General features: G+C 31.7%; 16 protein-coding genes. 8 read left to right on the forward strand and 8 right to left on the reverse strand.

What is annotated here, in order from left to right; genetic code table 11:
• The first annotated feature begins 20 nt into the window (after positions 1-20).
• Together DMZ43_RS12625 and DMZ43_RS12630 are read left to right on the forward strand one after the other, a co-directional pair.
• Positions 21-1,409 carry an RtcB family protein gene (locus DMZ43_RS12625; protein ID WP_131508752.1) on the forward strand — a complete coding sequence of 463 codons (1,389 nt, stop codon included), beginning with the start codon at positions 21-23 and terminating at the stop codon, positions 1,407-1,409.
• Positions 1,406-1,834, forward strand: coding sequence for a hypothetical protein (locus DMZ43_RS12630; RefSeq protein ID WP_131508753.1), 429 nt, complete (start codon positions 1,406-1,408; stop codon positions 1,832-1,834). The genes DMZ43_RS12625 and DMZ43_RS12630 overlap by 4 nt, the downstream gene beginning before the upstream one ends.
• Positions 1,835-1,869: 35 nt before the next feature.
• On the opposite strand, the gene DMZ43_RS12635 is transcribed toward DMZ43_RS12630, so the two are convergent.
• Together DMZ43_RS12635 and DMZ43_RS12640 are read right to left on the reverse strand one after the other, a co-directional pair.
• Positions 1,870-2,319, reverse strand: coding sequence for a LexA family transcriptional regulator (locus DMZ43_RS12635; protein WP_131508755.1), 450 nt, complete (start codon positions 2,317-2,319; stop codon positions 1,870-1,872).
• Entirely contained in the window at positions 2,310-3,572 is a 1,263-nt protein-coding gene (locus DMZ43_RS12640) for a Y-family DNA polymerase (RefSeq protein WP_131508757.1), read from the reverse strand. The genes DMZ43_RS12635 and DMZ43_RS12640 overlap by 10 nt, the downstream gene beginning before the upstream one ends.
• 121 nt (positions 3,573-3,693) lie before the next feature.
• Here DMZ43_RS12640 and DMZ43_RS12645 point away from each other — a divergent pair, with 121 nt between their 5' ends.
• The 3 genes from DMZ43_RS12645 (at position 3,694) to DMZ43_RS12655 (ending at position 6,424) form a co-directional block, all read left to right on the forward strand.
• A complete protein-coding gene (locus tag DMZ43_RS12645) occupies positions 3,694-4,284 on the forward strand; it encodes a HupE/UreJ family protein (protein ID WP_129760885.1) in 591 nt (196 codons plus the stop codon).
• 110 nt (positions 4,285-4,394) lie between these two features.
• Entirely contained in the window at positions 4,395-4,826 is a 432-nt protein-coding gene (locus tag DMZ43_RS12650; protein WP_129760886.1) for a dCMP deaminase family protein, read from the forward strand.
• The gene (locus DMZ43_RS12655; RefSeq protein ID WP_131508758.1) at positions 4,826-6,424 is read left to right on the forward strand and encodes a S41 family peptidase; all 1,599 of its coding nucleotides are present in this window, start codon (positions 4,826-4,828) and stop codon (positions 6,422-6,424) included. The genes DMZ43_RS12650 and DMZ43_RS12655 overlap by 1 nt, the downstream gene beginning before the upstream one ends.
• On the opposite strand, the gene DMZ43_RS12660 is transcribed toward DMZ43_RS12655, so the two are convergent.
• From DMZ43_RS12660 to DMZ43_RS12670, 3 genes are read right to left on the reverse strand one after another with little or no spacing between them, the layout of a single operon-like run.
• A complete protein-coding gene (locus DMZ43_RS12660) occupies positions 6,421-7,023 on the reverse strand; it encodes an NAD(P)-binding domain-containing protein (RefSeq protein ID WP_131508759.1) in 603 nt (200 codons plus the stop codon). The genes DMZ43_RS12655 and DMZ43_RS12660 overlap by 4 nt on opposite strands.
• Positions 7,023-7,226, reverse strand: coding sequence for a hypothetical protein (locus DMZ43_RS12665; RefSeq protein WP_131508760.1), 204 nt, complete (start codon positions 7,224-7,226; stop codon positions 7,023-7,025). The genes DMZ43_RS12660 and DMZ43_RS12665 overlap by 1 nt, the downstream gene beginning before the upstream one ends.
• A gap of 12 nt (positions 7,227-7,238) precedes the next feature.
• On the reverse strand, positions 7,239-7,826 hold the full coding sequence (locus DMZ43_RS12670; protein WP_129760890.1) for a MarC family protein: 588 nt from the start codon (positions 7,824-7,826) through the stop codon (positions 7,239-7,241).
• Between the two features lie 115 nt (positions 7,827-7,941).
• Here DMZ43_RS12670 and DMZ43_RS12675 point away from each other — a divergent pair, with 115 nt between their 5' ends.
• Entirely contained in the window at positions 7,942-8,511 is a 570-nt protein-coding gene (locus DMZ43_RS12675; protein WP_131508842.1) for a DUF3109 family protein, read from the forward strand.
• A 2-nt stretch (positions 8,512-8,513) separates the two neighbouring features.
• Here DMZ43_RS12675 and DMZ43_RS12680 read toward each other — a convergent pair whose 3' ends face one another.
• Both DMZ43_RS12680 and DMZ43_RS12685 read right to left on the reverse strand, forming a co-directional pair.
• Positions 8,514-10,502 (reverse strand): tetratricopeptide repeat protein, encoded by a 1,989-nt coding sequence (locus DMZ43_RS12680; protein WP_131508761.1) that lies wholly within the window; start codon positions 10,500-10,502, stop codon positions 8,514-8,516.
• A gap of 1 nt (position 10,503) precedes the next feature.
• Complete coding sequence (locus DMZ43_RS12685) at positions 10,504-11,238, reverse strand: LytTR family DNA-binding domain-containing protein (RefSeq protein ID WP_131508762.1); 735 nt, start codon at positions 11,236-11,238, stop codon at positions 10,504-10,506.
• A 495-nt stretch (positions 11,239-11,733) separates the two neighbouring features.
• Here DMZ43_RS12685 and DMZ43_RS12690 point away from each other — a divergent pair, with 495 nt between their 5' ends.
• Positions 11,734-12,225, forward strand: coding sequence for an RDD family protein (locus tag DMZ43_RS12690; RefSeq protein ID WP_131508763.1), 492 nt, complete (start codon positions 11,734-11,736; stop codon positions 12,223-12,225).
• 4 nt (positions 12,226-12,229) lie between these two features.
• Here the strand turns inward: DMZ43_RS12690 and DMZ43_RS12695 are convergent, their stop codons facing one another.
• A complete protein-coding gene (locus DMZ43_RS12695) occupies positions 12,230-14,530 on the reverse strand; it encodes an inorganic phosphate transporter (protein ID WP_131508764.1) in 2,301 nt (766 codons plus the stop codon).
• Between the two features lie 300 nt (positions 14,531-14,830).
• Here DMZ43_RS12695 and DMZ43_RS12700 point away from each other — a divergent pair, with 300 nt between their 5' ends.
• The gene (locus DMZ43_RS12700) at positions 14,831-15,181 is read left to right on the forward strand and encodes a toxin-antitoxin system YwqK family antitoxin (RefSeq protein ID WP_131508765.1); all 351 of its coding nucleotides are present in this window, start codon (positions 14,831-14,833) and stop codon (positions 15,179-15,181) included.
• Positions 15,182-15,241: the final 60 nt, after the last annotated feature.

Genomic DNA, 15,241 nt, shown 5'->3' on the forward strand with positions numbered 1-15,241 from the left:
GAGCTTAAAATTAATTTAAGATGAAAAACACAAACAAGATAACAGGATACGATTTAATTAACTTAGGATTTAGGTCAGGAAAATGGTTTAAAGAAGCTTTAGACCATATTAACGAAAATGAATTGGAAGGTGATGCTTTAAGTAACTACCTAGAGCAATTTAAATCCCCTGACCCTATTGCATTGCATGTAGAAAGCATTCCATTTTCAATTAACATTAAAGCTGAAAATGAATTAGAAGTAACTAATGTGAATTCTGTTGTTGAAACTATGGAAGAGCTTATGAAAACGCCTACTCTGGTTGATGGAGCAATTATGCCAGATGCTTGCCCAACAGGACCAAAAGGGACAATTCCAGTGGGTGGTGTTGTGGTAGCAAAAAACGCTATTCATCCGGGAATGCATAGCGCAGATATTTGTTGTTCGGTGATGTTGACAGATTTTGGAAAAGCAGACCCAAAAGATGTTTTAGATGCAGCTCATAGTATAACTCATTTTGGTGCAGGTGGACGTTCTAGAGAAAGCCAGTTTAGATTTCCTATGGATTTGTTAGCTGAGATAGAAGCGAACTATTTTTTAAATGACCAAAAATGTATTTCATCTGCAAGGTCTCATTTAGGAACACAAGGTGATGGAAATCACTTTTTATTCGTTGGTAAATCTAAAAAGACAGGTAACACTATGATGGTAACGCATCATGGTAGTAGAGGATTTGGAGCTAACTTATATTCCAAAGGGATGAAAGTTGCTGAGAAATTCAGAAGAGAATTGTCTCCAGACACCTTAAAACAAAATGCATGGATTCCTTTTGAAACAGAAGAAGGAAAACAATACTGGGAAGCTTTGCAGATTATTAGAAAATGGACAAAGAAAAACCACGTGGTTTTGCACGATGCTACTTTAGAAAAATTAGGAATTGATAAAGAAAACAGGTTTTGGAATGAGCATAATTTTGTGTTCAAAGATGGTGATTTGTTTTACCATGCTAAAGGTGCAACGCCTTTAGATAAAAAGTTTATGCCAGATATTACAGGACCAAGATTGATTCCGTTAAATATGTCTGAACCTGTTTTGATTGTTGAAGGAGAAACAACAAACTCTAATTTAGGTTTTGCACCACACGGAGCAGGTAGAAATGTGAGTAGAACACAACATAGAAAGAGTAAAACAGGAACGTTTCAAGAGATATTTAATGAAGAAACGCAAGGATTGGACGTTAGGTTTTTCTCTGAAGAAATTGATATTACAGAATTACCAAGTGCCTATAAAAATGCAGAAACCGTAAGGAATCAAATGGATGAATTTGGTTTAGGAAAAGTAATAGATGAAGTGATGCCTTATGGATGTATCATGGCAGGTGATTGGAAGAAAAATGCGCCTTGGAAAAAAAGAAGAAATAAAAAAAGATGACAAATAATATTATTCATACAATCATTAATCAATTGAAAGAAGGAAATTCTAAAGAGAAAGCTTATTTAGGCTTTTTTCAATATGGAAGAGATATAGATGAAAGTTGTATAAAAGCAAATAAAGAGGGGTTATTGCTCTATGCGTCCTATCTTCTTGAAGCCGGATTAGAGATAAACAAAAGAAGTTTTGATAAAAACAAAATTGAAACATTTGCACTATCTCCAGATTTTATTTCAGAAAATACGGATTTTGATTTCCATTATATAGAGCTATTGAATAAACCTAGATTAGAAATTGAATCTATTTCAGAGTATAAAGAGAGTTGGAAAGATAAATTAGTTGGGTATGTTATAGGAGGGTTCTTGATTTCTTTAATCGTATTAATAATCATTGGTTTTATAACCATTTTAAAATGGATTTTTTAGAAAAGCTTTAACAGAAATGTTGAAGCTTTTTTGTATTACAACTTTTTTATAACATGAGTTACAATTCCCCAAATTTGAAAATCGTTATCATTGGTTACTAATAATGGCTCGTAAGCAGGGTTTTCTGGTTGAAGGTAAACCCCTTCTTTAGTCACTCTCAAACGTTTTACAGTAAATTCGCCATCAATAAAACATACTGCAATTTTATTGTGTTGCGGTTCTAAACTTTTGTCTACAACCAGTAAATCACCATCATCCAATCCTGCACCAATCATGGATTGACCACTTACTCTAGCATAAAATGTAGCTTCTTTGTTTTTAACTAAAGTCTTGTCTAAACTTATTTTAAATTCTTTAAAATCATCAGCAGGTGATGGAAATCCAGCAGAAATACCTGTTTGCGCAAGCACAACTTCTAAATCGTGAGAATCATCAGGAGAGTAGAACTCTAATGCGTTTTTTGGTGTTAAGAATTTTAATGACATTTTACAGTAAGTATTTCGTTAATATTTGTGGTGTATCTTGGAGATAATCGTTCTTGACGCATTTTCCAGGTGCGTTTTAAATCTTGATTACCTATTTTTATTTTGTAGGTTTCATATTTTTGGTTTAATACATCAATAGAGTGCATTAATGAAGAATGTTTTGGGTTTTCATGAATAAATAAATCTAGTTGATGATTGTCAGTTGGTACCAAGCCAGTAACAATAACGCCAGCGCGCTTGTACTTAATTCCAGATTTATAAATTTCAGAAACTGCTTTTACAGCACATTGGCTAATAGTTAACGAGGAATCGGTTGGGTAGGGTAAAGCAACCATTTTGCTCGCTTTATGTTGTGGTAGTTCTTTTTTGTGTCTGTCGCTACTAAGCAATACTATTATTGCATGACAACGCGATTTTTGCTTTCGGAGTTTTTCAGCACAACTAGTAGCAAATGTAGAAATACGCTCTTTTATGTTTTCTAGGTCTGAATAGGTGTATTCAAAACTTCGGGTTGTAGCAATAGAGCGTTTAGGTTCTTTGTATTCTAAAGGTATTTTAGAGATGCCTTCTAAATCTTTTTTTAATCGCCATTCAGTAATTGAAAAATTAGATTTAACCCATTCATCTGAAAGTTGAGTGAAATCAAAAGCGGTATGACATTCCTTCGCTTTTAATCGTTTTTGTAGCCTGTAACCAATTCCCCAAACATCTTCAATTTTTAGCCATTTTAAGGCTTTAATGCGTTTTTCTTCAGAGTCAATAACATAAACGCCTTTGGTTTGCTTAGGAAATTTTCGTGCTATTTTATTGGCTACTTTAGAAAGTGCTTTTGTAGGTGCAATACCAACACAGGTAGGAATTCCTGTCCATTTTAATATGCGCAGCCTAATGTCATTTCCGTAGGAATTAAAGTTATAGTTTTCAAACCCTTTAAATTGCAAAAAAGCTTCGTCTATACTATACACTTCTACATCTGGAGTAAATTGTTCTAATATCTTCATAACACGACTACTCATGTCGCCATACAATGGATAGTTTGAAGAAAATACATGAATATTGTTTGCCTTAAAAAACGCATCATATTTAAACGCAGGAGCTCCCATGGGTAAACCCAACGCTTTGGCTTCATCACTACGCGATATTACACAGCCATCATTGTTTGATAATATTGCAACAGGCTTATGGTTTAATTGAGGTTGGAATACGCGTTCGCAAGAGGCATAAAAATTATTACAATCTACAAGTGCAAACATGTGTATAAAATTAATGCAAATGGCTTTATAATTATAATTTTTTGTGGGTCAGTTATGTTAAAATTTGTTTTGCAAATACGTTATTAATTGTAACTTTGAATTAACCCAAATACAATAAACGATGCTTGACGATTTTTTGTCCAACTTACAACATGGAATTTACCATATCCTAAACGTAAATGCCTACGAACACATTGTTTTTTTAATTGTGTTAGCAGTGCCTTATTTGTTTAAGGACTGGAAACGTATACTACTTTTAATAACAGTTTTTACTTTAGGTCATACCGTTTCTTTGCTGTTGGCTACTTACAATGTAATTAGCGTTAACAGTAGTTTGGTTGGTTTTTTAATACCACTTATAATACTTGTTGTAGCGCTTTATAATGTATTTACAGCAGGTAAAAAAGCGCATAACGAAAAGGTTGGTATACTATTTTTGTCAACGTTATTTTTTGGTTTAATACATGGCTTAGGTTATGTAGGTACTTTTGAGTCTCTTATAAAAGCATCAGATAATAAATTACTTTCAGCATTAGAGATTTCGTTAGGTATAGAAGTAGGGCAAATTATAGTTGCTTTTATTGTTGTGTTTTTAGGATTCTTATGTCAAACCATTTTTAGGTTTTCTAAACGCGACTGGGTTATGGTTGTTTCTGCTATAGTTGTTGGGTTACTTATACCAATGCTTATTCGAAGCAATATATTTTCGTAGAAATTATATTTTTTTTGATAAAATTTTAACGCATAATTATTATAAATTAAACTGCGAAGCACTTATATTCGTTAAATGTTTGATTTTAAACGCACAATTCAAATTAATTAATGCCAAAAGAAAAACAATTAAGATACGATAAAGCTTATCTTAGAATAGCAAAAGAATGGGGAAAACTGTCACATTGCAAGCGTAAACAAGTAGGCGCTTTAATAGTAAAGGACAGAATGATAATTTCTGATGGTTATAATGGCACACCAACTGGTTTTGAAAATTACTGTGAGGATGATGAAGGCTACACAAAATGGTATGTATTACATGCCGAAGCTAATGCTATTTTAAAAGTAGCAGCATCAACACAGTCTTGCAAAGGAGCAACACTTTACATTACGTTGTCACCATGCAAAGAGTGTAGTAAACTTATTCATCAAGCAGGTATTGTTAGAGTAGTGTATAGTGCTGCATATAAAGATGATTCAGGTTTAAAGTTTTTAGAAAAAGCAGGAATTGAATTACAATTAATAGAAGATGTAAAAGCATAATGTCATTTCAAAAAAAATACATACCATTTATTATAGGTGTTGCTGTTGCAGCAGGTGTTTTTATTGGAGGCAAATTAAACTTTACAGATACTTCAGATAGATTATTTACATCAAACAGTAAAAAAGACAAACTCAATAGGTTAATAGATTATATTGATTATGAGTATGTTGATGAGGTAAATACCGATAGTATTGTTGATGTAACTGTAAATGGGATTTTAGACAATCTCGATCCACATTCTACTTATATTCCAAAAAGCGAATTACAACGTGTTACCGAAAACATGAAAGGTGATTTTATTGGTATAGGCGTGAGTTTTTATACTTATAAAGACACTGTTACAGTAATAAGACCAACCGAAGGAGGTCCAAGTGAAAAAGCAGGAATAAAAGGTGGTGACCGAATTATTATGGCTGATGGCGATTCTATTTTTGGAAGAGAATGGAGTAATGAAGCTATTATTGAAAAACTTAAAGGCGAGAAAAACACCAAAGTTCATTTAAAAGTTTTAAGAAAAGGAGAGGACGAACTTCTAGATTTTACTGTAAAACGAACTGATATTCCTATTAAAAGTGTTGATGCTGCTTATATGCTTACCAACAAATTGGGTTATATAAAAATCAATCGTTTTGCAGAGTCTACCTATAAAGAATTTAAAAAAGCATTAGATAAACTACAAAATCAAGGAGCAACCCAATTGGCATTAGATTTAAGAGATAATCCAGGAGGTTTTCTTGGAGTTGCTGAACAAATTATAGATGAGTTTTTAGAAGACGATAAACTGATTTTATTTACTAAAAACAAATCGGGAAAAATTGAGAAAAGCTACGCTACGCGAAGAGGCGATTTTGAAGAAGGCGAAGTCTATATTCTTATTAATGAAAACTCAGCCTCAGCAAGCGAAATAGTTGCAGGTGCTTTACAAGATAATGACAAAGGAACCATTGTTGGTCGTCGTTCTTATGGAAAAGGGCTGGTGCAACGCGAAATGGCTTTAGGAGATGGTAGTGCTGTGCGTTTAACGGTTTCAAGATATTACACACCTACAGGACGCTCCATACAAAGACCATATCATAATGGTAATAGTGACGATTACTATAACGATTATTACAAGCGTTTAAGTAGTGGTGAGCTGAGTGAACAAGAAAATATAAAAGTTGCCGATTCTTTAAAATTTACAACACCTAACGGAAAAGTGGTATATGGTGGAGGTGGTATTATTCCTGATATTTTTGTGCCACTAGATACTAGTATTCAAAACGAAACTTTAAACTACATAAGACGTAGAGGTTACATAAGTAATTTTGTGTTTGAAGAATTAGATAGAGATCGAAGTGTTTATGAAAACGTAACTAAAGACGATTTTATAAAGAATTTTGAAGTAAGCGATGACATTGTTATAAAGTTTCAGGATTATCTAAACCTAAAAGAGCGTACTAAAATCACATTTGTAGCGTATCATGATGCTATGAAGCAACTTATAAAAGCAGACTTAGCAGACCAATTATATGGTGGTAATGCCAGTGAGCAAATTATAAATGAAAAAGATGAAATGATTTTAGAAGTGATTAAACTTAGTGAAGATGAAAACTTCTAAACCTTATCATGCACATGGCTTTGTTTGCCATTATTCCATAACGTAAGAATATCAGTCGCTACTTGTGCACCACTACCTGATGCTATGGCGAATTGACTTCTCCAACCAGCTAATGTGCCAGCAACATATAAACCTTCTTCTATTAAATGATCATCGTTTTTAAGCCAAATACGGTCTTTTTCTATAGCAGCTCTTGGGTGAGGTTCTACATAACTTTCCAACCCTTTAATAGATAAAAGATTAGTGTAGCCAACAGCTACAACTATAGTTTTAGATTGGTAACTACTTTTATTGGTAGTAACAGTAAAATAGTTGTCAGTTTTAGAAATCTCCAAAACTTTTTCGTTTTCTATCTGTTCAACATGAGGATAACGAGATGCTAAATGCAATTTGCCATTTTCTAAAATAGCTTCTCCTGTAGTGCCTTCGGCTAAACCAAGTACATTATAAAATAAAGCGTTTTGTAAATGAGACGCTTTTTGATGCACAATAATACCTATTTTTTTGTCTTCAGCGTAGGGCTTTAATTTAGCAGAACCTAACACTAATGCACAAGACATACCTGCTGCTCCACCTCCAATAATTAAAGTGTCAAACATTACTTATTCTCTTTAGTTTTTTTCTCAATTAATTTTGAGGTTCTCAATATTTGTAACAAAACAATTGCGCAAAGTGAGGTTAAAATAGTGATAAGTGCAATAACACTTTGTCCTTCAAAAGGAGCATTAACATCTACTTGAGTGATATTAAAAATTATTAATGCAATAGCAATAACAGTTACTATTATGGTGAAAATTTTCATTTAATATAAGTTTTAAACAACTTCAAACAGCGCTTTAATGTTGTGAGCAAACAGTTTTACAGCGATTGCTAATAATACAACACCAAATACCTTACGGATAATATTAATTCCGTTTTGGCCAATTAAACGCTCAATTTTAGAAGAGGTTTTTAATACTATAAATATAATAATTACATTTAGTACTACAGCAATTATAATATTTTCAATTCTATATTCAGCACGCAAAGAAAGCAGTGTGGTTAAACTTCCTGGTCCTGCAATTAGCGGAAACGCCAAAGGGAACACCGAAGCTGTCATAGCAGTGTTTTCATCTTCTTTGTATAAAGTGATACCCAAAATCATTTCTAAGGCAATAAAGAATAAAATAAAGGCACCAGCTACTGCAAATGAGTTAACACCAACGCCAATTAATGACAGAATTGTTTTTCCTAAAAACAAAAACATAATCATTATAATACCAGCAATTATTGAAGCCTTTTCACTTTGAATATGACCTACTTTTTTACGTAAGTCGATAATGATAGGAATATTACCAATAATATCTATTACAGCAAATAACACCATAAAAGCCGTAAATATTTCTTTAACATCGAATTGCATCAGAATAGGGTTTTAAATTTTTTGCAAATTTCGGTAATTATAAATGAAATATGCTATTAAATAACAGTAAAGTTTATTTGCTTTTTTTATGCTGAATATAACCTATATTTGCTGCATGTTTCAGTTAGGAAAAACCATAGTTTCAGAAGATATTATAGAAAATGACTTTGTTTGTAACCTTTCGGCATGCAAAGGTGCATGTTGTATTGATGGTGATGCAGGAGCTCCATTGGAGGAAGATGAGACAAAAATTCTAGAAGATATTTATCCTAAAGTAAAGCCTTTTTTAAGAAAAGAAGGGATTGCGTCAATAGAAGAACAAGGTACTTTTATTACCACAGAAGATGGTGAGTTTGAAACGCCTTTAATTGATGGCGCTGATTGTGCTTATGTTATTTTTGATAAAAAAGGAACTGCACTTTGTGCTATTGAAGAAGCTTACAACCAAGGAGAAGTCAACTGGAAAAAACCAGTATCTTGTCATTTATATCCTATTAGAGTTAAGGACTACAGCGAGTTTTCAGCAGTTAATTATAATAGATGGCACATTTGTGATGATGCGTGTACGTTGGGAAAAGAACTTCAGGTTCCTATATATAAATTCGTAAAAGAAGCACTAATACGAAAGTTTGGAGAAGATTGGTATATGGAGCTCGAAAAAGTAGCTCAAAAACAAGACCGATAGTTTTAAGCAGTTCTTAAAGTTTGGGATTGTATAGGAATATCAATAATAACTTTTGTACCAACAGGTTTTTGTTGGTTGTCATAAAGATCATCAATCTTTAATTTGTACTGACTGGTATATCCTTTTGAAAAGTTTGATAATCGTGCTTTTGTTATAGCAATACCTACCGATTTCCGTTTTAATAGTTTACTCTTATTAATTTTTTCAGATTCTTTTCTACCTATTCCATTATCAGAAATAGTAACAGTAACATAATCATTAGAAGATTTTGTAACATGAAGGTCAATTTTTTTATTGTCCTTTTTGGTAGATAACCCATGCCAAAGTGCATTTTCTAAAAAAGGTTGAAAAATCATTGAAGGCACTTTTACACTTGCGGTATTTATCGTGTCGTCAATATGAATTTTAAAATTGATTTCGTTAGAAAAACGAATGTTTTCAATATTCATGTAAAGCCTCATAGTGTCCAACTCGTCTTCTAAAGAAATTTCCTTTTCAGTTGAAGCAATGAGTATTTTTCTAATAAGCTTTGAGAATTTGTTTAGGTAATAAACAGCGTTTTCTTTTTCGTTGTTTATAATATAGAGCTTTATTGAGTTTAGGGAATTAAAGATAAAATGAGGGTTCATTTGACTCCTTAACATATCTTGCTCTAAGGTTAAAATTTGTTTTTCTTGCTCTAGTTGTCGTTGTCTGTTAAGTGTAATTATAACTCCAGCAACAAGTATTAGGCCTACTAGTGTGTACCAAAATATTTTTTTGTTTTTCTCAAGCTTGGATTTTACCATTTCATTTTCGCTAGCAAGCGCACGAATTTGATTGTTTTTTATTTCGTTTTCATACTGAACAATAATATCATTAACATACTGTAGGTTTCTTTCGTTTGAGATGGTTTCTTCAAGCTCTATAGAGGTTTTGTAATGCTGCATAGCAGTTTTATAGTCTCCTTTTTTGGTGTATAAATCAGATAAATGTTCATTGGCTTCAACTACTGCAGATTTTAATCCGTAAGTTTCTCCAACTTTTAATGCTTTTTTTAAGTTGTCTTCAGCTTCAGTATCTAAATTTAACTCTATTTGAGCCCAACCTAAGTTGGTGTAAGACGAAGCAATATAAAATTGGTCTCCAACCTGAAGTGCTTTTTTCAGAGCATCTTCAAGTATGGTTTTAGCATCGTTATATTTACCTTGTTTGATGTAGATTTTCCCTATACTATTAAAGCAAATTACGCGTCCTATTTCGGAGTCTATTTCGTTATTATACTGTAATGAAGTTTGGTAATCTTTTAAAGCGTCTTCTAAGTTGCCCTTGGCTTCTTTAGCATATCCAATGTTTTGATAGTTTATGGCTAGTCCTAACTTATTATTAGCTTCGGTTTCAAAAACTAGAGATTTACTAAATTGAGCAATTGCCAAATCGTATTGCTTTAACGCTAAATAAATATTACCCATACTATTTTGTGATACAGCAATACTGTGTTTCATTTCTTGTGTTGGGTTTTTGAACGAGTTTGCAATATCCAACGCTTTTTTATGATAATCTAAAGCGGGTTTTACTAAGTCCATCCTACGATACACAACACCTAGCATGTTTAGATTAATAACTTCTAGTTCTTGATTTTTTGCTTCTACAGCAATTTCTTTTGATTTTAAATGAGTTTCTATTGCTTTATCATATAGCGAGACATTTCGGTATATAGTTCCTAGTGCATTTAGTCCATAGCTTTCACCTTCAAGATATTCAAGTTTTTTAGACTTAGAGACTAGCTCTTTCATATTAATGCTGTCGTACTTGGTTCTATAAAATATAGAGTCTAAAACAGTGTAAGAGTTAGGTTTTGTGTCTAAAACATTTTCAAGTAAGACTTTAAAGTCTGTGCTTTTATTGTTTTGAGCGCTTATACTTAAAATACCTATGCAATTAACGCATAGTAACAAGAAAATGACTAGAGCTTTTTTACTGTAAGTTGTATTTGCCAATAAATTGTGCATGCTATAATTTTTCTAAAAAATCAGATTTACGTTGTCTGGCTACAGGTATTTTGTGGTTAGATTGCATAACAACATAGCCTTCATTTTTTATAAACTCTTTTATCTTATTAAGGTTAATAATAAAAGAGTTGTGTATTCTAAAAAAGTAATGTTCTGGTAAAATTTCGTTGACTTCTTTTAGTTTTTTTGTAGCTACAATTTTTTGTCCGTCAGCTAAAAATATAGTGCTATAATTTCCGTCAGATTCAACAAATAAAATATCATCAAGAGTAACGAATATGAGTTTTCCATCGGTATTAATGGTAATCTTTTTTTGGTCAAATTTAGCATTAAAGTTTATGAGAGCCTTTTCGATTTTTGATGAATTTAAAAGTCTGGAATTAAACTTTTTGATTTTTTTTATTGTGTCTTGAAGATCATCAGAGTCTATAGGTTTTAAAAGATAATCTATAGCTTCGTGTTTTAAAGCTTTAATGGCATATTCATTATATGCTGTAGTGATTACAACAGCAAAATCCTTGTGTTGTAACTTATCTAAAAATTGAAATCCATCCATTGCTGGCATTTGAATGTCCAAAAACAGACAATCAGGAGTATTGTATTCTAAGTATTCTAGGGCAACTTCAGGGTCAGAGAATGTTTTTGTAATTTCTATCTCATTACTAAAATTAGTTAATTCCCAAGATAAACTTTGAATAGCTTTTGGCTCATCATCAACTATTACAGCTTTTATCATAATATCAAATATAACAATATATTATCTGCGACTTTAAATATATGTGTAGTTTGACAGTGTTTTTGTGTAATATGTTAAATATTAACGTTAAATAATGCGTTTTTGACAAAAAAAATCAAATTCCTACTTACCAACTATACAATTTTCATAACCATTTATACAAACCTAATTTACAAACCAATTTAATTTATAGATATTTGATGTAACAAATTTTATAGAAACCTAACCATAATATAAAGTGATCGTGGGGATTCACTTATCTGATTAAATGCTATTAATCAACAAATAAAAGTCAGGTTTATTCCTGACTTTTATATTTTCCACAGGGTTTAAGGTGACTATCCTTTTAATTTAAATAAAAAGTTTTAGTTAGTTTAGTTAATTATTGGGGAAAAAGAGAGCTTGTCTAGGCTCTCTTTTTTGTTTTGTAAGTTTTCTCGTATTATTTTTGGTTAAATCGCAATATGCACATAGCTCAAAAAACAAATCATACCTATGGAAATTACTGAAGACTTACTAGCAAGCAAAGGCAAGCGTTTTGTTAACCATCTTATAGATTTAGTGCCACAATATGCAGTTATATATGGGCTGTCTTATGGATTTTACTATTTAGGGGAGTTCACAGGAAATTATGCATTGAGTGATTGGTTTAATGGAATGTCTACAGTAATGGACTACGTTTTTACTTATTTACTATTACTTATCTATTACACCTTAATGGAAGGGTATACCGAAAGAACATTAGGTAAATATGTAACAAGAACAAAAGTCATTAAAATTGACGCTGAGCCTATAACGTTAAAAGATGCTTTTATAAGAAGCCTGTGCAGATTAATTCCTTTTGATATGTTATCCTTTTTAGGAACAAATGGTAAAGGATGGCACGATTCTATCTCAAAAACTTATGTTGTTGACATTGATAAATTTGAATCTAAAAAGCAAACCGAAATTAACCTTGAAGCTATTGGTAATACTCTAATCGAGTAAACTACTACTCTTCTTCAGACGATTTAGATTTGTTTTTGTCTACAGCTATAGTTGCAGGTACAACGGTATCGTCATAAGCCTGATAATACTCTTCTAGTAAATTCATAGTAGCTGTAAGCAAATCTTTAGTTTCTAATAGAATGCTGAAATAAAGTGTCGTGTTTTTAGGACTCGATTCTTCAGTTCGAGTACGTTCCACTTGCTTTTGAATTTTTTGTGTAAGCGTATCAAAAATCACTTTTTTATTGTTAAGCACTTTGCCAATTTCTTCAAAAGTTTCGGAGTCAAATGAAGTTTTTGTATCATCAAATAAACGTTGAATTAGGTCATCAACCTCTTTAAGTTCCTTTATTTGGCTAAACTTAAGCTTTTTGTGATTGTTGTTAATGTGTTTGTGGCTTACCTTAGAAATGTATTCTAAAGATTGCGCCATATCTTGCAAGTAACTTAAAATATTGATGTAAAAATTACTCGCATTAACACTTGGGTCTTCAAGATTTTTAATAAAATAGAAGATGTTATCTCTTAAATCTTCAATCTCAGAAGATAGTTTTTCAATATTCTTTTTATTCTTTTTAAGTGCGTTTAAGTTTTGAGTAGCTAAACCATTAATTGCACCAGAATATATTTTATTTCCTCTTTTAATAACGTTTGAAATGTTACCAGCACTTTCAACGATAACGCCTTGTAACGAGCTACTTTCAGCTTTATTTAAACTATCAGTTTCTTTAATTGATAAAGATTTTTTTCTGTGGTTTAAATAGTTTTTTACAAGAAGAATTATGGCAATAGTTAATAATGCAGATAGCGCATAACCTTTTCCGTAAAATAATATAACAGCCATAATAGCAGCAGCAGTAAAAGCGCACAAAGCAGTTAAGAACCAACCACCAATAACATTTAAAACTCCAGCAACTCTGTAAACTGCACTTTCACTTCCCCAAGCTCTATCAGCTAATGATGTACCCATTGCAACCATAAATGTTACATAAGTAGTTGATAAAGGTAATTTCATAGATGTTGCTATAGAAATAAGTACACTAGCAACCATAAGGTTTACTGATGCTCTTACAAGGTCAAAAGCTGGTGCATCTTCTTTAGATGAGGTATAAGAAAGTACAGGTTTAACAAACTGTTTTTCAATTTTTTCTTTAGCAGAAGCAGAAAGAAGACTATTGAAGCTACTAGATATAGCAATACTTCCTCTAACGATACTACGCGATAAAAAGTTTGGTTCAAAACGCTCTTTTACATCATCTTGACGAGATAAATCTACTGATGTTTTTACAACAGCCTTTGCCTTACTAGAAAACCATAAGGTAAGCACCATTACTAATCCAGCAATAAGTAAAAGGTAAGGTTCCGTTTTAACCTTTTCAGCTAAAGAACCCATACTGAATTCAGTAGGCAAAATACCACTAGCAGACCATTTATTGAAAGAGTCAAAAGCAGCAATAGGAACACCAATAAAGTTTACAAGGTCGTTACCTGCAAAAGCCATAGCTAACGCAAAAGTTCCTATGATGATAATCATTTTGTAAATATTGGTTTTAAATACAGAGATAACAACCATTGATATTAAAGACCAAGCAATAAGGTTGATGCCTAAAAAAGCAAGAGTGTTTTCTTGTACTAAGTCTAAAAAGTTACCACTCATAAATGTTGCACTTTTTAAACCTTTTATTATTATGAAATAAAGTATTGAAGTTACTGCAAACCCACTAAATACAGCTCCATACCAACTTGGTTTAGATTCGAATTTAAACGATAATAAAATTCTTGATATGAACTGAATTAGTGCACCAACACTAAATGCTATAACTACTGAGAGTAGAATACCTAATATGATTTCAATAGCTTTCTCGTTATTGATATATGTCCCAAGATCTAGAATGCTTTGAGTGTCATCAGCATTTATTTTAAGTAAAGCCACACAAACCGAAGCTCCTAATAATTCAAATACAATAGATACAGTAGTTGAAGTAGGTAACCCAAGTGTATTAAAGAAATCTAGCAAAAGAATATCTGTAATCATTACAGCCATAAAAATGACCATGATTTCATCAAACATAAATTGCCCAGGATTAAAGATACCCTTTCTTGCAACTTCCATCATTCCGCTAGATGATAACGCTCCAAGAGCAACACCAAGACTAGCGACTATCATTATAGTTTTAAACGTAATTGCTTTAGAACCTATAGCAGAGTTTAAAAAGTTAACAGCATCATTACTAACACCAACTACAAGGTCAGCTATTGCTAAAAAAGCTAAAGCGACCAACATGTAGATATAAATATTTTCCATTAAGAAAGAGTCAAAATTTAATTAGCAAATTTCTTGTTTTAAATTGAACGAAATGTTACCAAAATGTTATGTTCTTTTTAACTAACATATATTATAGAAGTAGGTTAGCTATTGTTTTTATTATGAAATGTGAACTTCCAATGTTAAATTTTTAATTTTTTAAAAAATTAAATAATTGTAAATCAGTACATTATGATTCCAATGTTAATTTAATGTTATGTAAGTGTTACCAAAATGTTTTAAAATTGTAAATATATCTTTATATTTGTTACATAATCATTAATTAAAACCCAAAGTAACATGAAAAATATAGTATTAGTTGTATTGATGTTGGTGTCTAGTTTAAGTTTTGCTCAGGTAGATGCTAAGGTAGAAAAAAAAGGAGATTTAACTATGGTTACTTATTATCATGATAATGGTAATGTTGAACAAGAAGGAACTTTTAATGCTAAGGGTGAATTGCATGGTGTTTGGACAAGTTACGATTTAAAAGGTAATAAAGTTGCTGTTGGTAATTATAACAATGGTCAAAAGTCTGGTAAATGGTTTTTTTGGGTAGATGATACACTAAAAGAAGTAGACTACAAAGACTCTAAAATTGCTAGTGTACAAGAGTGGAAACAATCTACTGATGTAGCTATAAGAAATTAAGTTTATCCTTATTAAATTAAACCAAAAAGGCACTCTGAAAAGAGTGCCTTTTTTTATTTT

Origin of the sequence: Meridianimaribacter sp. CL38, assembly GCF_004328055.1 — a bacterium.
Lineage (GTDB): Bacteria > Bacteroidota > Bacteroidia > Flavobacteriales > Flavobacteriaceae > Gaetbulibacter_B > Gaetbulibacter_B jejuensis.

Coding starts and splice junctions, on each gene's coding strand:
- DMZ43_RS12625 (WP_131508752.1), top strand. CDS start 21: ATGAAAAACACAAACAAGATAACAGGATACGATTTAATTAACTTAGGA.
- DMZ43_RS12630 (WP_131508753.1), top strand. CDS start 1,406: ATGACAAATAATATTATTCATACAATCATTAATCAATTGAAAGAAGGA.
- DMZ43_RS12635 (WP_131508755.1), bottom strand. CDS start 2,319: ATGTCATTAAAATTCTTAACACCAAAAAACGCATTAGAGTTCTACTCT.
- DMZ43_RS12640 (WP_131508757.1), bottom strand. CDS start 3,572: ATGTTTGCACTTGTAGATTGTAATAATTTTTATGCCTCTTGCGAACGC.
- DMZ43_RS12645 (WP_129760885.1), top strand. CDS start 3,694: ATGCTTGACGATTTTTTGTCCAACTTACAACATGGAATTTACCATATC.
- DMZ43_RS12650 (WP_129760886.1), top strand. CDS start 4,395: ATGCCAAAAGAAAAACAATTAAGATACGATAAAGCTTATCTTAGAATA.
- DMZ43_RS12655 (WP_131508758.1), top strand. CDS start 4,826: ATGTCATTTCAAAAAAAATACATACCATTTATTATAGGTGTTGCTGTT.
- DMZ43_RS12660 (WP_131508759.1), bottom strand. CDS start 7,023: ATGTTTGACACTTTAATTATTGGAGGTGGAGCAGCAGGTATGTCTTGT.
- DMZ43_RS12665 (WP_131508760.1), bottom strand. CDS start 7,226: ATGAAAATTTTCACCATAATAGTAACTGTTATTGCTATTGCATTAATA.
- DMZ43_RS12670 (WP_129760890.1), bottom strand. CDS start 7,826: ATGCAATTCGATGTTAAAGAAATATTTACGGCTTTTATGGTGTTATTT.
- DMZ43_RS12675 (WP_131508842.1), top strand. CDS start 7,942: ATGTTTCAGTTAGGAAAAACCATAGTTTCAGAAGATATTATAGAAAAT.
- DMZ43_RS12680 (WP_131508761.1), bottom strand. CDS start 10,502: ATGCACAATTTATTGGCAAATACAACTTACAGTAAAAAAGCTCTAGTC.
- DMZ43_RS12685 (WP_131508762.1), bottom strand. CDS start 11,238: ATGATAAAAGCTGTAATAGTTGATGATGAGCCAAAAGCTATTCAAAGT.
- DMZ43_RS12690 (WP_131508763.1), top strand. CDS start 11,734: ATGGAAATTACTGAAGACTTACTAGCAAGCAAAGGCAAGCGTTTTGTT.
- DMZ43_RS12695 (WP_131508764.1), bottom strand. CDS start 14,530: ATGGAAAATATTTATATCTACATGTTGGTCGCTTTAGCTTTTTTAGCA.
- DMZ43_RS12700 (WP_131508765.1), top strand. CDS start 14,831: ATGAAAAATATAGTATTAGTTGTATTGATGTTGGTGTCTAGTTTAAGT.